This window comes from Streptomyces sp. NPDC048507 (assembly GCF_043199995.1).
Classification (GTDB): domain Bacteria; phylum Actinomycetota; class Actinomycetes; order Streptomycetales; family Streptomycetaceae; genus Streptomyces.
The window spans coordinates 737,236-753,808 of sequence record NZ_JBICWZ010000002.1 but is presented as its reverse complement, the minus strand read 5'-3'; the positions used below and the strand labels follow the sequence as shown (position 1 = coordinate 753,808).

Sequence of the window (16,573 nt, the reverse complement as noted above, 5' to 3'; positions counted from 1 at the left end):
CCAGACACTTCGCAATAGCAGGAGAGCAGTCCCATGGCTGAAGTTCTCGTCTACGTCGACCACGCGGACGGCGCCGTCCGCAAGCCCACCCTGGAGCTCCTGACGCTGGCCCGCCGCGTCGGCGAGCCCGTCGCCGTCGCCCTGGGCGCCGGTGCGCAGGCCACCGCCGCCGTCCTGGCCGAGCACGGTGCCGTCAAGGTCCTCACCGCCGACGCCCCCGAGTTCGCCGACTACCTCGTCGTACCGAAGGTGGACGCGCTCCAGGCCGCCTACGACCTGGTGTCCCCGGCCGCCGTGCTCGTCCCCTCCTCCGCCGAGGGCAAGGAGATCGCCGCGCGCCTCGCCGTGCGCATCGGCTCCGGAATCATCACCGACGCCATCGACCTGGAGGCCGGTGACGAGGGTCCGGTCGCGACGCAGGCCGCGTTCGCCGCGTCGTTCACCACCAAGTCCCGCGTCTCCAAGGGCACCCCGGTCATCACCGTGAAGCCCAACTCCGCCCCGGTCGAGGCCGCCCCGGCCGCCGGTGCCGTCGAGGCGCTCGCCGTCACCTTCGGCGCCCTGGCCACCGGTACCAAGGTCACCGCGCGCACCCCGCGCGAGTCGACCGGCCGTCCGGAGCTGACCGAGGCCGCGATCGTCGTCTCCGGCGGCCGCGGCGTCAACGGTGCGGAGAACTTCCACCTCATCGAGGACCTCGCGGACTCCCTCGGTGCGGCGGTCGGTGCCTCGCGCGCCGCCGTCGACGCCGGCTGGTACCCGCACTCCAACCAGGTCGGCCAGACCGGCAAGTCGGTCTCCCCGCAGCTGTACATCGCCTCCGGCATCTCGGGCGCGATCCAGCACCGGGCCGGCATGCAGACCTCGAAGACCATCGTGGCCATCAACAAGGACGCCGAGGCCCCGATCTTCGACCTGGTCGACTACGGAGTCGTCGGCGACCTCTTCGAGGTCGTCCCGCAGCTGACCGGCGAGATCAAGGCGCGCAAGGGCTGAAACCCCCGGGTCGCTGTCTGACCTGCGTACTCTCCGCCTCCGGGGCCGTGTGGTGTTTGTCACCACGCGGCCCCGAGTCGTTTGTCCACGAGGGCGGAGGGACCATTGACGGAGCGGAACCCCATGGCTAAATTCTGCTATGCGGATCTAAGCTTCCGTGAAGCGGAAAAGAGGAGAGTGCACGATGGGTCAGCAGGAGAAGGTGGCGACGAGCCTCGCAGGCGCGGTCAGCGAGGGCATCAGCGCTTCCCTGGCGCCGGTGGACGCGGAACTTGCGCGTCACTACCCGGGCGACCCCGGCACCCGTCAGCCCATCCACACGGTCTACGTCCCCGGTGACGTCTTCGCGGCCGACACCATCCGCACCTGGGGCGACCAGGCCCTCGCCGCCCTCGACGAGCACGCCCCGGACGCCGCGACCTTCGCCAAGGTCCTCGGCATCTCCGACGAGCTGGCCGTGCCGGTGTACGAGCGCGTCCGCGCCAAGCTCCTGAGCGAGCCGATCGAGGACCTCCGCGTGGACTTCGAGGACGGCTTCGGCGTCCGCTCCGACGAGGAGGAGGACCAGGCCGCGGCCCGCGCCGCCCGCCTCGTCTCTGAAGCCTTCGCCAACGGCACGAACGCCCCGTACATGGGCATCCGCATGAAGTGCATGGAGTCCAACGTCCGCGACCGCGGCATCCGCACCACCGACATCTTCCTGTCCGGCCTGCTCGCGCACGGCGGCCTGCCCGAAGGCCTGGTCCTGACCCTGCCCAAGGTGACCTACGCCGAGCAGGTCAGCGCCTTCGTCAAGCTGCTGGAGGCCTTCGAGATCACCCGCGGCCTGCGCCCGGGCCGGATCGGCTTCGAGATCCAGATCGAGACCAGCCAGTCCATCGTCGCCTCCGACGGAACCGCCACGGTCGCCCGGATGATCGAGGCCGCCAAGGGCCGCGCCACCGGCCTGCACTACGGCACCTTCGACTACAGCGCCTGCGTCGGCGTCTCCGCCGCCTACCAGTCGAGCGACCACCCCGCCGCCGACCACGCGAAGGCGATCATGCAGGTCGCGGCCGCGGGCACCGGCGTACGCGTCTCCGACGGCTCGACGAACGTCCTGCCGATCGGCACCACCGAGCACGTCCACGAGGCCTGGAAGCTCCACTACGGCCTCACCCGCCGGGCCCTGGCCCGCGCCTACTACCAGGGCTGGGACATGCACCCGGCGCACCTGCCGACCCGCTACGCGGCCGTCTTCGTCTTCTACCGCGAGGGCCTGGAGACCGCGGCCGCCCGCCTGAAGGCGTACGTGGCCAAGATCGAGGGCGACGTCATGGACGAGCCGGCCACCGCCAAGGCCCTGGCCGGCTACCTGGTCCGCGGCCTGGACTGCGGTGCCGTCGGCACCGAGGAGGTCACCGCCCTGACCGGCCTGACCCGCGCCGAACTGGACGCCTTCGCCATCCCCCGCCGCTCCGCCACCCTGACGGCCACCGCCTGATACCCCCCCCGCCGCCCGCACGGCCCGTCCCCGCGTCACCGGGGGCGGGCCGTCGGCGCGTACGGCCCCGGCAGCACCCAGCACCGCAGCACCCCGTCCTCCCCGGCGCCGGCGAGGAGGCTCCCGTCGGGGGAGAAGGCCACACCGCGGACGGCGCCGGCGTACCCGGCCGGCGCCAGGCCGGTGGCGGACCCGCCCGGGTGGGCGTCCCACACGTGGACCCCGCCGCCCGCGCACGCACCGGCGAGGAGCCTGCCGTCGGGGGAGAAGGCCAGGTGGTGGACCGGTCCGGGGGGCGCGGCCAACTCCCGGCCGAACGGTGGACGCGGGTCGCCGAGGTCCCACAGCCGGACCATTCCGGCGAGGTCGCCGGTGGCCAGACGGCGGCCGTCCGGGGCGAGGGCGAGGGCGCTGATCTCCGCCCCGCAGGCTTCCACCCGCCCGGTCTCGGAGGGAGCCGGGTCGGGGTCGAAGAGGCCGACGGATCCGGCCGCCGCGACGGCCAGGATCCGCCCGTCACCGGAGAAGGCCACCGGGAGGCCCTGCTGCCCGGGGCTCAGGTCCGCCCCCGCGAAGCCGTCCGGCGCAGCCGTCGGGCCGAGCCTCCAGGAACCCCGGGCACCGGTCACGGCGAGCCGTTGCCCGTCGGGCGCGAACGCCACGTCCCGCACCAGGGACACCGGGCTCCGCGGCGGACCGGGCCGCGCGACGCCGGGACTCCAGAGCCGCGCCGGCCCGCCCCCGTCCGGGAATTCCAGCCCCCACGGTCCCCGGCCGGGGACGGTCAGGGTCTCCGGCAGGGCGGTCAGGGTCCCGGCGTCCCAGCTCAGGACGGCGCCGTCGGCGGTGTGGACGAGCAGCCTGCCGCCGTCGGGCGAGAAGGCGGGGCGGAGCAGCGCACCCGCGCCCCGGCTCGTCACGGGGGGCAGGGGGACGGCGTCTCCGCGTCCCAGGACCGCGGCCAGTGCCCGGGAGCCGAGGGAAGAGGGCGGCAGGGTCACGGCCGGATCCCGTTCGTGGACGACCACGGTGTCGCTCTCGCCGCAGAAGGCCAGCCGGCGGCCGTCCGGGGAGAAGGCGACGTGGTGGACGGGCCGGCCGGATCCGGTCAGGGGCGGTCCCACGGCCGCGCCGGTGTCCGTGGTCCACAGGCGTACGGACCCCTCGTCGCAGGCGGTGGCCAGCAGACGCCCGTCGGGGGAGAAGGCCGCGCCCCACGCGAAGGGATCGGGTCCGGCCAGCGGGCCGTGGACGGCGGTGCCGGTCGCGGTGTCCCAGATCCGGGCGCCGTCGGTCCCGACGGTGGCCAGCAGCCGGGCATCGGGGGAGAAGGCGGCCCCGAGGACCTCGCCCCCGTGCCCGACGAGGGGCTTGCCGACCTGCGCTGCGAGGTCCCAGAGCTGGACGGCCTGCTTGCCGCGGACCGCCGCCAGCAGGCCGCCGTCGGGACGGAAGGCCAGGGCCGTGACCTCACCGAAGTGTCCGACGACCGGGGGCCCCACCGGTGCGCCGGTGGAGACGTCCCACCGGCGGACGCTCTCGTCGTCGGAGGCGGTGACCACCGTCCGGCCGTCGGACGAGAAGGCCACCAGCCCGATGCCCTCCTCGTGCCCGAGCAGGGCGGGGCCGGCCGTGGTGAGGGCCGGAAGACTCCACAGCCTCGCCACGCCGTCGGAGGTCCCCGTGGCCAGGGTGCGGCCGTCCGGCGAGAAGGCGACGGCGGGGACGCCCGCGCAGCCGGGGTCGATCTCGCCGACGCACAGGCCGCGCGCGGGATCCCACAACCGCACCGGCCCCAGGGCGGTCGTGGCCATGAGCCGTCCGTCGGGGGAGAAGGCGACACCGCCGAGGTCGGGGGTCGGTGCGGTCAGCCGCCGCGCCGGGCGGAATCCGAGCGGGTCCGCCGACGCGGGCGGGGGCCACGACCGGGGCCCGGCGTTCGCGCGTGCCGCCGCCCTTGCGCCGGCCCGGTACGCGGCGATGGCACCGGCCCGCGGGGCGGGCGCGGGTGCCGGTCCGGGGGCGGGAGCCGGTCCGGGCGCCGGTCCGGGCGCGGCGGACGCCGGCCGGGGGCGGTCCGCGGGCGGCCGCTCCAGGGACGCCAGGACGCGCCAGCGCAGCCGCCAGGGCGTCAGACGGGGGGAGTCGTGCGGCGGGACCGCGGTCTCCTGCCCGTATTCGTCGTACGCGTTCAGGATCCGCACCAGCGCCATCAGGGTGTCCAGGCCGGGGAGCCGCCTGCCCCGGAAGGCGTCGCTCTGCGTGGCGACGGGGAGCCGGATGCCGGTCCTGGACTTCGCCGCCCGGACCTCCAGCGTCCGGTACGACGGATTGCCCCGCTCGATGCGCAGCGCGCGCAGGTCCGCCGAGAGCAGACTCAGTTCTTCCTCGAAGCCGCCCTGCGCGCCCACCTGCGCCTCCCGGACCGTGCGGACGTCCAGGCTAGGGGAGATCCGCCGGACGGACCCGGACTTCCCCGAACGGGGCCGGGCACGGCCGTTCGCGCGCCGGAGTCCGGCGGCGATCGGAGCCGGTACGGGTCCGTTCCGCCCGTGCGGCGCCGGGCCGGGCGGTCGGCTGGAATCGGGCCGTGACCACATCCCGCAATCCTGGGGAACGCCCGTCGTTCCTGTCCCTGCACACCGCCGTCGTCCTGATGGGCGCGGCGCACGTCGGCTACCTGGCGGGCGGCCTGAGCTTCCTCGGGGGCACCGGCGCGGCCCTGTCCGCACTCGCCGGGCTGGGTGCGGCCGGCGCGAGCGTGCCCGCGCTGCGGGGGCTCATCCGGTGAACGGGGGGAGTTCGCCCGAGCCGCGGGGGACGAGGCGGGTGGGGAGTTCGATGCGGGCCGGGGGGAGGGCGGCGCCGGCGAGGCGCTGGAAGAGGCGGTCCGTGGCCACCCGGCCCAGGGCCGCCGCGTCCTGGGCCACGACCGTGACGCCCGGCCGGAGCAGATCGGCGAGCTCGAAGTCGTCGAAGCCCACCAGGGCGACGGGACGCGGGTGTTCGGCCAGCACGCGGACCACCGTGACCGTGACCCGGTTGTTGCCCGCGAAGACCGCCGTGACCGGGTCGGGACCCGTCAGCATCGCGCGGGCCGCCGCGGCGACGCGGTCCGGGCCGGTGGAGCCGAGGGAGACCCAGGAGCCGTCCGCGGGCAGGCCCGCGGCCTCCATGGCGGCGCGGTAGCCGCGCAGGCGTTCCGTCGCCGTGTGGATGCGGGGGTGGTCGCCGATGAAGCCGATCCGCCGGTGGCCGCCCGCGATGAGGTGCGCCACCCCGTCCCGGGCGCCGCCGAAGCTGTCCGACAGGACGACGTCCGCGTCGATCCGGCCCGCCGGGCGGTCCACGAACACCGTCGCCACGCCCGCCCGGATCTCCGGCTCCAGGTAGCGGTGGTCGTCCCCGGCGGGGATCACGATCAGCCCGTCCACCCGCCGCGCGCACAGGGCGAGCGCCAACTCCCGCTCGCGGTCCGGGTCCTCCGCGCTGGAACCGTTGATGAGCAGCGCCCCGTGCGTCCGGGCCACCTCTTCCACGGCCCGGTTGAGCGGCCCGTAGAACGGGTCGGCGAGGTCTTCCAGGACCAGCCCCACCGTCGCGGTACGTCCCTTGCGCAGGACGCGCGCACTGTCGTTGCGGCGGAACCCGAGTGCCTCGATGGCCTCCTGGACCCGCCGTTCGGTGTCGGGGGTGACCCCCGGCTCACCGTTGACGACCCGTGAGACGGTCTTCAGGCCCACGCCCGCCCGGGCCGCCACGTCCTTCATGGTCGGCCGGTTGCCGTAGCGGGGCTCGGACGGCTGACGGGTCTGCGGCACGGCGGGGAGACCTCCTGGGGCGACGGTGGCGCGGCTTTGATCCCGGCCCTGACCTTGAGGATAAGCACTCGGCCGGAGAGCGGGTTTCCGTGGCAGGGTGGGGCGGGCAAGCCACAGGGGGCTTGGGAGCCGAGCCCTGGGGAGAGGGGTAGACGTGATTGTCTGGATCAACGGCACGTTCGGTGCCGGGAAGACCAGCACGGCGCGCGAACTGGCCGGACTCCTGCCGGACGCAACCCTGTACGACCCGCAGCTCATCGGCGACGCGGTGCGCCGGCTGCTGCCGCGCAAGCGCCTCGCCGAGGTGAGCGACTACCAGGACCTCCCGAGCTGGCGGCGGCTCGTCGTGGACGCGGCGGCGGCGGTGCTCGCGGAGACGGGCGGGGTGCTGGTGGTGCCGATGACGCTGCTGCGCCAGGACTACCGGGACGAGATCTTCGGCGGTCTGGCCGCGCGCCGGATTCCGGTGCGGCACGTCCTGCTGGCCCCTGAGGAAACGATCCTGCGCGAGCGCCTGGCGCAACGGCGGCGGGAGGCACCCGAGCAGCCGGCGGACCCGCGGGATCCGGGCCGGGATCCGGGCCGCGGCGCCGACCACATCCCGCTCTACCTCCAGGCGCTGTCCTGGCTCACCGGCGACGCGCACGTCATCGACAACGGCCGCCTCTCGGTACGCGAGACCGCCGAGCGGATCGCCGACGCCGTACGCACCGGCACCGCGGCCGTCTGCGACATCGTGCAGACCCCGGAACCGACGCGGGAGACGGTGGCGGCGGGGGTGCTGCTCTTCGACGACCGGGACCGGGTGCTCCTGGTGGATCCGACGTACAAGCCGGGCTGGGAGTTCCCGGGCGGGGTCGTCGAGCCGGGCGAGGCCCCCGCCCGCGCGGGCGTACGGGAGGTCGCGGAGGAACTGGGCCTGACGCTGGAGCGGCCCCCCGGCCTGCTGGTGGTCGACTGGGAGCCGCCCCGCTCACCGGCGTACGGGGGCCTGCGGCTGCTCTTCGACGGCGGCCGGCTCGGCGAGGCGGACACCGCGCGGCTGCGGCTGCCCGGCCCCGAGCTGCGCGCCTGGCGGTTCGTCACCGAGGAGGAGGCCGCCGGGCTGCTGCCGCGCCAGCGTCACGACCGGCTGCGCTGGGCGCTGCGGGCCCGCGAACGTGGCCGCCCCCTGTACCTGGAGGCGGGCCGCCCCACTCCGTGACCACCCGGCGTCCCGCTCCGGGCCGCCGGGCCGCGCCGGGTCACGGGGCGGGGCGGCCCGGGATGAGGGCGTCAGCGCGCCGGACGGGTGCCGGTGAAGACGGTGACGGCCGACAGGAGGAAGACGTCGGGCCGCCGCAGGATGCCCTCGGCCGCCTCCGGGTCGGTCAGGACGTCGAGGGTCGCCAGGTCGTCCGCGTCCAGCTGATCGGTCATCGCCCCGCGCAGCCGCGTCAGCTGGGAGTGCAGGAACGCGCGGCCCGGACCGGGGAGCGGGGCGGGCAGATCGAGGAGGGACGTGAAGGAGCCCACCCCGGTCAGCCCGGCCCGGCCGAGCATCGCCGGCCAGTCCTCGCGCACCCGGACGCTGTCGGGCAGCCCGGCCCGCATGCCCTGGAACCGCTCCTCCTGGGCGGCGTCGAGCCGCGCCTGGAGCCCGGGGCGGCCCAGACCGATGTCCCGGGGCAGGTACCGCATCGGCAGACCGCCCTCGGCCACGGCGAGCATGCCGCCGGGGCGCAGGAGGCCGGCCAACGCGTCCAGGGCGCCCTGCTGGTCACCGACGTGGTGCACGGCCTTGCTGCTCCAGATCAGGTCGGCGGGGCCGGGGCCGGACTCGCCCGCCAGGGCCGCCAGGTCCTGCGGCAGCCGGGCCTGGCGGACCGAGACGCGGCCGCCGGTGAGGCCGAGCCGCTCGGCCCGCGCCAGCGCGTGCTCCAGCAGGGCGGGGGTGGCGTCCACGGCCACGGCCTCGGCGTGCGGGAACGTCTCGGCGAAGACGCCGGTCATCACACCGGGCCCGCTGCCGATGTCCAGGACGCGCCGGACCGGGTGCCCGGGGCCGAGCAGCGCGCGCAGACGGGCCGCCGTGTCGCGGTAGGCGGGGAGATGCAGTTCGGCGCTGGTCTCCAGGTGGGTGGCCAGGGTCTCCCAGTCGGCGTCGGTGGCCGTGTGGCCGTGGGTGTGGCCCTGTCCCTGGCCGTGACCCGCGTGATTCCCGTGGCTCCCGTGGTCCTCGGGGGTGTGGTGGCGTTCGTGGGCGGAGGTGTGTGCGCTCATGCGGAGGAGGGTGCGCCCGGGAGGAGGGGAATGGCAACTTGTGTTGCCGATTCCGGGAAAGCGGGGTGGAATGCCCGGATGGACACACCTCCGCCGGACCCGCGCCCGGACGCGCCCCCGGACACCGGCCCGGACGTACCGGCTCCCTACCAGACCGTCCTCGACGAGGTGGCCCCGCGGCTGAAGCGGCTGCGCGCGCAGCGCGGCCTGACCCTCGCCGCCCTCTCCGAGGCGACGGGCATCTCCAAGAGCACCCTCTCCCGGCTGGAGTCGGGACAGCGCCGCCCCAGCCTGGAACTGCTGCTGCCGCTCGCCGGTGCCTACCGGGTGCCGCTCGACGACTTGGTCGGGGCGCCCGAGGTCGGGGACCCCCGGGTCCGGCTCAAGCCGCACCCGCTGCCCCACGGCGGTTCGTACGTCCCGCTGACCCGCAGCCCGGGCCCCCTCCAGGCGTACAAGATGATCATCACGGACCGGGGTCCCGAGCCCGATCACCGTACGCACGAGGGCTACGAGTGGCTCTACGTGCTGCACGGCAAGCTCAGGCTCGTCCTCGCCGAGCACGATCTCGTCCTCGGGCCCGGCGAGGCGGCCGAGTTCGACACCCGGCTGCCCCACTGGTTCAGCAGCGCCGACGGGCAGCCCGTCGAGGTGCTGAGCCTGTTCGGGAGGCAGGGCGAGCGCATGCACGTACGGGCCAAGCCCCAGGCGTGAGGTGCGGATCGGGAACCGGTCAGCCGGTGGGCGCGGCGGCGGCCTCCGCCGCCGCCCGGAGGGTGGCCGCGGTGTCGGTCACCCACGGGTCGCCGTGGCCGAAGCAGGCCACCTCCGGTGCGAGGGCGGCCAGGCGCCGGAAGGATTCCAGGGCCCGTGCGCGGTCGACGTTGAACACCCCGAGCATCACCTGACCCACCGCGGCCACGCAGTCACCGGTGAAGAGCACCCCGTGGGCCGGCAGGTGGATGCCGATGCTCCCCGGCGTGTGGCCCGGGGCGTGGACCACGACCGCTCCGTCCCCGAAGGGCAGGACGTCACCGTCCTCCAGCTCCCGGTCGACCCGGGTCGCCGGGGCCTCGGGCGCGGTCAGCCCGTGTGCGTACAGCGGGATCTCCCAGTCCAGCAGCACCGGTTCGGGCACCGGCAGTTCACCCCGGACCACGGGGGCGTCCAGCCGGTGCGCCGCCACCTGCGCACCCCGGCGGGCGGCGAGTTCACCGGCCGCTCCGACGTGGTCCCGGTGGCAGTGCGTCAGGACGATCCGCTCCAGCCGTTCCGGCGCGAGACCGAGGGAGCGCATCGCCGCCTCGACGGCGTCGGCCGACCCGGCGTGGCCGGCGTCGATCAGGGTCAGGGCTCCGCCGTCCTGCCAGAGGTAGGCCTGGCCGATGGGGAAGCGCAGCATGTGGAGCCGCTGGGGGAGTACTTCGACGATGTCCATGCCGTGAACCTAGGCACCGGCACCGCCCCGGCGGCCATGACTTCGCGGCGAGCGGAGTACGCGCACGGCGCAGTACGCCGGGCGCGGAAACGGGGCGCGGAAACGGGGCGCGGAAACGGGCACGCCCGGGGCGGCTCGCGCCCCGGGCGTCGTGCTTCTTCGGGCAGGGGTGAATCAGACGCGCTTGGACTCCGCGTAGTTGACCAGGAAGAGGGCCTCGGCCACCGACAGGCGCTCCAGCTCCTGCGGCGACACGCTCTCGTTCACCGCGTGGATCTGCGCCTCCGGCTCGCTCAGGCCGATCAGCAGCATCTCCGCGTCCGGGTACAGGGACGTCAGCGTGTTGCACAGCGGGATCGACCCGCCCATGCCGCTGATCTGCATCTCCTGGCCGTCGTACGCCTCCCGCAGGGCCGCCGCCATCGACGCGTACGCCGGGCTGGTGGTGTCCGCCTGGAAGGGCTGGCCCTGTCCGACGACCTCCAGCTCCAGCTTCGCCCGCCACGGGGTGTGGGCGACCAGGTGGGCCTCCAGCAGCTTGATGGCCTCGGCGGTGTCCACGCCCGGCGGCACGCGCAGGCTGATCAGCGCACCCGCGCTCGCGTGGACGGAGGGGGTCGCGCCGATCACCGGCGGGCAGTCGATGCCGAGCACGGTGACGGCGGGCCGGGCCCACAGCCGGTCCGCGATGGTGCCCTCGCCGATCAGGCCGACACCGTCCAGGACCTTGGCGTCCGAGCGGAAGTCGGCCTCCGGGTACTGCAGGCCCTCCCACACCGCGTCCGAGGCGAGCCCGTCCACGGTGGTCGAACCGTCCGCCGCGCGCAGCGAGTCCAGCAGCCGGATCAGGGCGGCGAGCGCATCGGGGGCCACGCCGCCGAACATGCCGGAGTGCAGGTTGCCGCCCAGGGTGTCGATCTTCACCTTGACCAGCGTCATGCCGCGCAGGGTGGCCGTGACGGTCGGCAGGCCCAGGCGGAAGTTGCCCGCGTCGCCGATGACGATGGTGTCGGCGGCCAGGAGCTCCGGGTGGGCCTCGGCGTACTGCTGGAGGCCGCCGGTGCCCTGCTCCTCCGAGCCCTCGACGATCACCTTCACGGAGACGGGCACCCCGCCGTTCGCCTTCAGCGCGCGCAGCGCCAGCAGGTGCAGCACGAAGCCGCCCTTGCAGTCCGCGGCACCGCGCCCGTACCAGCGGCCGTCGCGCTCGGTCAGCTCGAAGGCGGGGGAGATCCAGGCGTCGTCGTCCAGCGGCGGCTGCACGTCGTAGTGCGCGTAGAGGAGTACGGTGGGCGCGCCCTCGGGGCCGGGCAGGAAGCCGTACACGGACTGGGTGCCGTCGGGGGTGTCGAGCAGCGCCACGTCCTGGAAGCCCTCGGCGCGCAGCGCGTCGGCCACCCAGTTCGCGGCGCCCTCGCTCTCGCTCCGCGGGAACTGGGCCCAGTCCGCGACCGACTGGAAGGCCACCAGCTCGGTCAGCTCCGCCTTGGCGCGGGGCATCAGCGAGGCGACGGTCTCGGCGATCGGATTCTGGGACATGGGCACGCTCCTCGTGGGTGCGACGTTTATGTGGGTGCCGGGTGCGGCGAAAGCAAGGTGAAAGACAGTGCCGATCCTCGCACAGAGGGGCGAGGCGACTGTGCCCGTAGGATTTCCACGGCATCGGAGCAACCGCGTGATCAGGAGCAGCAGCACATCGTGAGCAGCGACGACGACGTTAACGGCGCAAGCGCAGGGCAGGCCGCTCGGGGGGCGGGCGACGAGGGTACGGCGGCCGCCGCACCGGAGGGACGCGCGGACCACGCGGACCCCGCGGAAGGTGCGGACCCCGCGGAAGGCGGGGAACGGGCGCGGGAACGCGCGCAGGTGCCCGCGGAGGCGGACGGCGCGGACGGCGCGGACGGCGCGGCCGAGGAGGGCGGGGCGGCCTCCGTACCGGCACCGGCCGGGAGTCCGGAGGAGGTTGCCGGGGGATCCGGTGAGGTGTGGGACGTCGTCGTGGTCGGCGCGGGACCGGCCGGGGCCTCGGCGGCCTACGCGGCGGCCACGGCGGGGCGCAGCGTCCTGCTGCTGGAGAAGGCCGAACTGCCCCGGTACAAGACCTGCGGCGGCGGCATCATCGGGCCCTCGCGCGACGCCCTGCCGCCGGGCTTCGTCCTGCCCTTCAAGGACCGCGTCAACGCCGTCACCTTCTCCCACAACGGGAAGCTGACCCGCACCCGGCGCTCGAAGGGGATGCTCTTCGGGCTCGTCAACCGGCCGGAGTTCGACGCGGCGCTGGTCGCCGAGGCCGAGAAGGCCGGCGCCACGCTCCGTACGGGGACGGCCGTGACTCGCGTCGAGCAGCACGGTACGGCGGTGCCCGACCGGCGTACGGTCGCGGTGGTCCTCGCGGACGGCGAGACGGTGCTCGCCCGGGCCGTGGTCGGCGCGGACGGCAGCGCCAGCCGGATCGGGGCGCACGTCGGGGTGGAGATGGACCAGGTCGACCTGGGTCTGGAGGCGGAGATCCCCGTCCCGGCGACGGTCGCCGCGGACTGGAAGGGCCGCGTCCTGATCGACTGGGGTCCGCTGCCCGGCAGTTACGGCTGGGTCTTCCCCAAGGGCGACACGCTGACCGTCGGTGTCATTTCGGCGAAGGGCGACGGCGCCGCGACCAAGCGCTACCTGGACGACTTCATCGGGCGGCTGGGGCTGGCCGGCTTCGAGCCGGAGATCTCCTCGGGGCACCTGACCCGCTGCCGCAAGCCCGACTCGCCGCTCTCGCGCGGCCGGGTGCTGGTGGCGGGCGACGCGGCCGGGCTGCTGGAGCCGTGGACGCGGGAGGGCATCTCCTTCGCACTGCGCTCGGGGCGGCTCGCGGGGGAGTGGGCCGTGAAGATCTCCGAAGCGCAGGACGCGGTGGACGCGCGGCGCCAGGCGCTCAACTACGCGTTCGCGGTCAAGGCCGGGCTGGGCGTGGAAATGGGCGTCGGCAAGCGGATGCTGACGGTGTTCGAGTCCCGCCCGGCGATGCTGCACCTGGCCATCACGGGCGTGCGGCCGGCCTGGCTGGCGTTCGCCCGGATCACGCGCGGGTCGACGACGCTGGCCGATCTGGTGCGTACGTACCCGCTCGCGCGCAAGGCCCTGCACATGCTGGACGCCCGCCAGGCCCGCGGCGGCCGCGGCTAGCCGCCCGGGGCGGGACGGGGCCCGGGCCCGCCCCCGGCGCGGGCCCGGGCCCCGGCTCGTCGCGGGGCGTCAGTGCGCGGTCGTGATGCGGAAGACGGGGTGGTCGGCGGCGGCCGCCCGGAGTTCGGCTTCGGACGAGTCCGCCGTGACGCCCCGGAAGAACCGGTTGACCTCCCAGCCCCACTTCTTCAGGTAGGTCCGCAGTACGGCGGCCTGCTCCGCCGGGTCGGTGAGCTCCGTGACGGTGAAGGTGCGGACCTTGCGGCCCACGCGCAGCTCGCCGCCGCCCGCGGCCCGCATGTTGCGGACCCACTGGGAGTGGCCGCGCGCCGAGACCAGGTACTGGGCGCCCTCGTACGTGTGCGGGTTGACCGGGATCCGCTGCATCTGCCCGGAGCTGCGGCCGCGCACCGACAGCTCGGCGGTCCCGGCCAGGCTGATCCCGAAGCGGGCGAGCTTGCCGAAGAAGGCGTTGAAACGGACGCCGGCCGCGCTGGCCTGTGCGTAGTAGGGGGTGGGCGCGTTCATGAGGGCCTCCGGGGGCGGACCGGGAGAGCGGTGCTCTCGCTTGAGAACAGTGTGCACGGATCGCCGCACCAAAACAAGAGCAGTGCTCTCTAAATAGATCGGCGCTCGTATCTTTGTGCACTGCTCCACTCGTATGGCACCCTGAGGCCCATGAGCACCGTGCGAGGGGCCAGGGAACGGGCCCGCATCGAGGTCACCGCCGCCATCAAGGACGAGGCACGCCGCGCCCTGGCCGCCGAAGGCGCCGCCAAGCTCTCGCTGCGCGCCGTCGCCCGCGAGCTGGGCATGGTCTCCTCCGCCCTCTACCGCTACTTCCCGAGCCGCGACGAGCTGCTCACCGCGCTGATCATCGACGCCTACGACAGCGTCGGTGCCGCCGCCGAGGCGGCCGACGCGGCCGCCCTCGCCGCCGGGGACCCGCCCCGCGCCCGCTGGGCGGCGGTCTGCCGGGCCGTCCGCGCCTGGGCCCTGGCCCACCCCCACGAGTACGCCCTCGTCTACGGCTCCCCCGTCCCCGGGTACAGCGCACCGCAAGACACCGTCGGCCCGGCCTCCCGGGTCGCCAACGTCCTCATCGGCATCCTCCGCGCCGCCCACGCCGGCCGCGGCCTGGCCCTGCCGCCGCTGCCCGCCGCCCTGCGCACCGAAGCCGCCCGGATGGCGGCCGACTTCGCCGAGGGGCTGCCGCCCGAAGTGGCCGCCGCCCTCGTCGCCGCCTTGGCGCAGCTCGTCGGGCTCGTCTCCGCCGAGCTGTTCGGCCAGTTCAACCGGGTCGTCGAGGAGCGGGACGCGTTCTTCGCGCACGCCGCCGATCAACTGGCGCAGGCGGTAGGGCTGCCCGCCGTCTGAGGGGCGCGGGCGGTGGGCCGGTGCGGACGGCCTCCGTCCGGGGCGGCCCGTCCGACGTCCCATCAGATGATGAGGTGACAGATCGCTTGTCTGTTCCTCACATCAAAGTGGGTGGTTCGCCCTTCACCGACTTGCCGCGCGTCTACTGTTCGTCGGGTCGCCCCCCCCAGCCCGCCCGGAGGAACAGCCATGCCCCGCGCCCGCGCCGTGAAGGCCCTGTACGCAGCCCTGGCGACATGGTTGCTCGCCGCCTGCGCACCCGCCGTGACGGCCCCGGCCGAGGGGCCCCGCGGTGCCCGCGGCCCGGCCGCGTCCGCCGCCCCCGCCGCGCCCGCGCCCGTACCCGCGTCGGCCCGGGCACCCGCGCCCGTCCCCTCCGCGACCGACGTCCCGGCCCCGGCGCCGCCCAGACCCCGGGCGCCGGGCGTGCGGGGCCTGGACATAGCCGTGCCCGCCTACGTCTGGGCGGGCGACCGGGTCCTGGCCGACCTCACCGCCGCGGGCCCGGCGGCCTCCGTCGTCGTCCTCAACCCCGGCAACGGCGACGCCCCCTTCGACGCCGCCTGGCGGGCCCGCGCGGACGCCCTGCGCGCCGGGACCACCGCCACCGGTGAGAAGACCAAGGTCCTCGGGTACGTCCACACCGACCACGGCAACCGCGACCTCGCCGCGGTGAAGGCCTCCGTCGACAACTACCTGCGGCCCGCCGGGGACACCGGCGGCCGCCTCCACGTCGACGGCATCTTCTTCGACGTCGTCAGCCGCGACTGCGGCCCCGCCAACGCCACCCGCGACCGGTACGCCGCACTGCGCCGCTACGTCCAGGAGACGATGAACGCCGTGGCCCCGGGCGCCGACGAGCTCGTCGTCAACAACCCGGGCACGGCCATCGCCGGCTGCTACCTCGAACCCGGCCACCGCACGGCCGACGTCTTCGTCACCTTCGAGGACTCCTACGCCGCCTACACCTCCACCGGCTGGCCCGGCGGCAACGTGTTCGACCCCGTCGGCGGCTACCGGCCGGGCGCCGAACTCGACCCGGCGGGCACCTCGTTCTGGCACCTCGTCCACGACGTCCCCGACGAGGAGGCGATGCGCACCACCCTGCGCACCGCCTTCGAACGCGGCGCCGGTTACGCGTACGCGACCAGCGCGGCCATGCCCAACCCCTGGAACGCCGCACCCGAGTGGGAGTTCAGCCCCCAGACCCGCTACGCGGCCACCCTCGGCTGAGCGCCCGCGCCTGTCGTCAGATGCGGGCGGTCTCCTGCCACAGCGCGGCCAGCGAGGCGTCGCCGGAGACCTCCGGACCGGCCAGCGGGACCCGGTTCCACAGGGCCGCGTACAGCCAGGCCGCCTCACCGGTCAGCTCGCAGTCCGCCGCCTCCCCGGTGTCGCCGAGCACCGTACGGGCGGGCTCGCGCGACAGGTGCACCGTCCACACCGCCCCGGTGTCCGCCGCCCGCACGCGCAGCGTCTTCGGCTCCTCGGTACGCACCCGGCTGCGCGGCCGGGCGTGGAAGCCGGTGAGCAGCTCGTCCACCCCGTCCTCCGCGAACTCCGGGCTCACCGGCGTGCGCGCCGGGCCCAGCGCGGACTCGGCGTCGAAGCGGTGCACGGTCGTCTCGTGGGCCTGCCGACGGGCCCAGAACGCCAGCGGCGAGGACGGCGCCGTCGGGAGGAAGGTCCAGCACACCAGGTCCGCGGGCGCCTCCGTCAGGACCCGGACCAGCTCCGCGTGCCCTTCCCGGAACCAGGCCAGCAGCTCCGCCCCGGCCAGTTCGGGGAGGTCCGGGTACGGCGCCGGCTCCAGTAGGGCGTCCGCGACGAGTGTGGCGGCCCAGCGGTGCACCGAGCCCACGTGCCGCAGCAGGTCGCTCACCCGCCAGCCCGGACACGTCGGTACCGGTGCTTCCGTACCCGCCCGCTCGGCCGCCTCGGCGAGCAGCCGGCCCTCCCGGTCGAGGGTCTCCACGTATTCGGTGATCTTCATACCGCGAGTCTGCCAGCGCGCCGCGACAA

General features: G+C 74.9%; 15 protein-coding genes. 8 read left to right on the top strand and 7 right to left on the bottom strand.

Annotation, left to right across the window (positions count from 1 at the left end):
- The first annotated feature begins 33 nt into the window (after nt 1-33).
- On the top strand, nt 34-996 hold the full coding sequence (locus tag ACGFXC_RS08445) for an electron transfer flavoprotein subunit alpha/FixB family protein (protein ID WP_393710761.1): 963 nt from the start codon (nt 34-36) through the stop codon (nt 994-996).
- Nucleotides 997-1,180: 184 nt separating this feature from the next.
- Entirely contained in the window at nt 1,181-2,479 is a 1,299-nt protein-coding gene (locus tag ACGFXC_RS08440; protein ID WP_393710759.1) for a DUF6986 family protein, read from the top strand.
- Nucleotides 2,480-2,514: 35 nt separating this feature from the next.
- Here ACGFXC_RS08440 and ACGFXC_RS08435 read toward each other — a convergent pair whose 3' ends face one another.
- Nucleotides 2,515-4,890, bottom strand: coding sequence for a WD40 repeat domain-containing protein (locus ACGFXC_RS08435; RefSeq protein WP_393710757.1), 2,376 nt, complete (start codon nt 4,888-4,890; stop codon nt 2,515-2,517).
- A 179-nt stretch (nt 4,891-5,069) separates the two neighbouring features.
- On the opposite strand from ACGFXC_RS08435, the gene ACGFXC_RS08430 reads away from it, so the two are divergent.
- Nucleotides 5,070-5,270, top strand: a complete 201-nt coding sequence (locus ACGFXC_RS08430) for a hypothetical protein (protein ID WP_393710755.1) — start codon at nt 5,070-5,072, stop codon at nt 5,268-5,270.
- Here ACGFXC_RS08430 and ACGFXC_RS08425 read toward each other — a convergent pair.
- Nucleotides 5,260-6,249 (bottom strand): LacI family DNA-binding transcriptional regulator, encoded by a 990-nt coding sequence (locus tag ACGFXC_RS08425; protein WP_393710945.1) that lies wholly within the window; start codon nt 6,247-6,249, stop codon nt 5,260-5,262. The two genes, ACGFXC_RS08430 and ACGFXC_RS08425, sit on opposite strands and share 11 nt — an antisense overlap.
- A 205-nt stretch (nt 6,250-6,454) precedes the next feature.
- Here ACGFXC_RS08425 and ACGFXC_RS08420 point away from each other — a divergent pair, with 205 nt between their 5' ends.
- Complete coding sequence (locus tag ACGFXC_RS08420; RefSeq protein ID WP_393710753.1) at nt 6,455-7,504, top strand: NUDIX domain-containing protein; 1,050 nt, start codon at nt 6,455-6,457, stop codon at nt 7,502-7,504.
- Between the two features lie 71 nt (nt 7,505-7,575).
- Here the strand turns inward: ACGFXC_RS08420 and ACGFXC_RS08415 are convergent, their stop codons facing one another.
- A complete protein-coding gene (locus tag ACGFXC_RS08415; protein WP_393710752.1) occupies nt 7,576-8,562 on the bottom strand; it encodes a class I SAM-dependent methyltransferase in 987 nt (328 codons plus the stop codon).
- A 78-nt stretch (nt 8,563-8,640) separates the two neighbouring features.
- Here ACGFXC_RS08415 and ACGFXC_RS08410 point away from each other — a divergent pair, with 78 nt between their 5' ends.
- Nucleotides 8,641-9,276, top strand: coding sequence for a helix-turn-helix domain-containing protein (locus tag ACGFXC_RS08410; RefSeq protein WP_393710750.1), 636 nt, complete (start codon nt 8,641-8,643; stop codon nt 9,274-9,276).
- Nucleotides 9,277-9,295: 19 nt separating this feature from the next.
- Here ACGFXC_RS08410 and ACGFXC_RS08405 read toward each other — a convergent pair whose 3' ends face one another.
- Nucleotides 9,296-10,000, bottom strand: a complete 705-nt coding sequence (locus tag ACGFXC_RS08405; RefSeq protein ID WP_393710749.1) for an MBL fold metallo-hydrolase — start codon at nt 9,998-10,000, stop codon at nt 9,296-9,298.
- Nucleotides 10,001-10,174: 174 nt separating this feature from the next.
- On the bottom strand, nt 10,175-11,539 hold the full coding sequence (locus ACGFXC_RS08400; RefSeq protein WP_393710747.1) for a dipeptidase: 1,365 nt from the start codon (nt 11,537-11,539) through the stop codon (nt 10,175-10,177).
- Nucleotides 11,540-11,983: 444 nt separating this feature from the next.
- Between ACGFXC_RS08400 and ACGFXC_RS08395 the strand changes: the two genes are divergently transcribed.
- The gene (locus ACGFXC_RS08395; RefSeq protein WP_393710944.1) at nt 11,984-13,174 is read left to right on the top strand and encodes a geranylgeranyl reductase family protein; all 1,191 of its coding nucleotides are present in this window, start codon (nt 11,984-11,986) and stop codon (nt 13,172-13,174) included.
- Nucleotides 13,175-13,243: 69 nt separating this feature from the next.
- Here ACGFXC_RS08395 and ACGFXC_RS08390 read toward each other — a convergent pair whose 3' ends face one another.
- A complete protein-coding gene (locus ACGFXC_RS08390) occupies nt 13,244-13,702 on the bottom strand; it encodes a nitroreductase/quinone reductase family protein (RefSeq protein ID WP_393710745.1) in 459 nt (152 codons plus the stop codon).
- A 150-nt stretch (nt 13,703-13,852) separates the two neighbouring features.
- Here ACGFXC_RS08390 and ACGFXC_RS08385 point away from each other — a divergent pair, with 150 nt between their 5' ends.
- Nucleotides 13,853-14,551 carry a TetR/AcrR family transcriptional regulator gene (locus ACGFXC_RS08385; protein ID WP_393710743.1) on the top strand — a complete coding sequence of 233 codons (699 nt, stop codon included), beginning with the start codon at nt 13,853-13,855 and terminating at the stop codon, nt 14,549-14,551.
- Nucleotides 14,552-14,740: 189 nt separating this feature from the next.
- Nucleotides 14,741-15,784: a spherulation-specific family 4 protein gene (locus ACGFXC_RS08380; protein WP_393710741.1), complete on the top strand. Its 1,044-nt coding sequence runs from the start codon at nt 14,741-14,743 to the stop codon at nt 15,782-15,784.
- A gap of 16 nt (nt 15,785-15,800) precedes the next feature.
- On the opposite strand, the gene ACGFXC_RS08375 is transcribed toward ACGFXC_RS08380, so the two are convergent.
- Nucleotides 15,801-16,544 carry a maleylpyruvate isomerase family mycothiol-dependent enzyme gene (locus tag ACGFXC_RS08375; RefSeq protein ID WP_393710739.1) on the bottom strand — a complete coding sequence of 248 codons (744 nt, stop codon included), beginning with the start codon at nt 16,542-16,544 and terminating at the stop codon, nt 15,801-15,803.
- Nucleotides 16,545-16,573 lie beyond the last annotated feature (29 nt).

Bases quoted from the DNA above. Each gene is read 5' to 3' on its own strand.
- ACGFXC_RS08445 (WP_393710761.1), top strand. From the start codon at position 34: ATGGCTGAAGTTCTCGTCTACGTCGACCACGCGGACGGCGCCGTCCGC.
- ACGFXC_RS08440 (WP_393710759.1), top strand. From the start codon at position 1,181: ATGGGTCAGCAGGAGAAGGTGGCGACGAGCCTCGCAGGCGCGGTCAGC.
- ACGFXC_RS08425 (WP_393710945.1), bottom strand. From the start codon at position 6,249: ATGAAGGACGTGGCGGCCCGGGCGGGCGTGGGCCTGAAGACCGTCTCA.
- ACGFXC_RS08415 (WP_393710752.1), bottom strand. From the start codon at position 8,562: ATGAGCGCACACACCTCCGCCCACGAACGCCACCACACCCCCGAGGAC.
- ACGFXC_RS08410 (WP_393710750.1), top strand. From the start codon at position 8,641: ATGGACACACCTCCGCCGGACCCGCGCCCGGACGCGCCCCCGGACACC.
- ACGFXC_RS08405 (WP_393710749.1), bottom strand. From the start codon at position 10,000: ATGGACATCGTCGAAGTACTCCCCCAGCGGCTCCACATGCTGCGCTTC.
- ACGFXC_RS08400 (WP_393710747.1), bottom strand. From the start codon at position 11,539: ATGTCCCAGAATCCGATCGCCGAGACCGTCGCCTCGCTGATGCCCCGC.
- ACGFXC_RS08390 (WP_393710745.1), bottom strand. From the start codon at position 13,702: ATGAACGCGCCCACCCCCTACTACGCACAGGCCAGCGCGGCCGGCGTC.
- ACGFXC_RS08385 (WP_393710743.1), top strand. From the start codon at position 13,853: ATGAGCACCGTGCGAGGGGCCAGGGAACGGGCCCGCATCGAGGTCACC.
- ACGFXC_RS08380 (WP_393710741.1), top strand. From the start codon at position 14,741: ATGCCCCGCGCCCGCGCCGTGAAGGCCCTGTACGCAGCCCTGGCGACA.
- ACGFXC_RS08375 (WP_393710739.1), bottom strand. From the start codon at position 16,544: ATGAAGATCACCGAATACGTGGAGACCCTCGACCGGGAGGGCCGGCTG.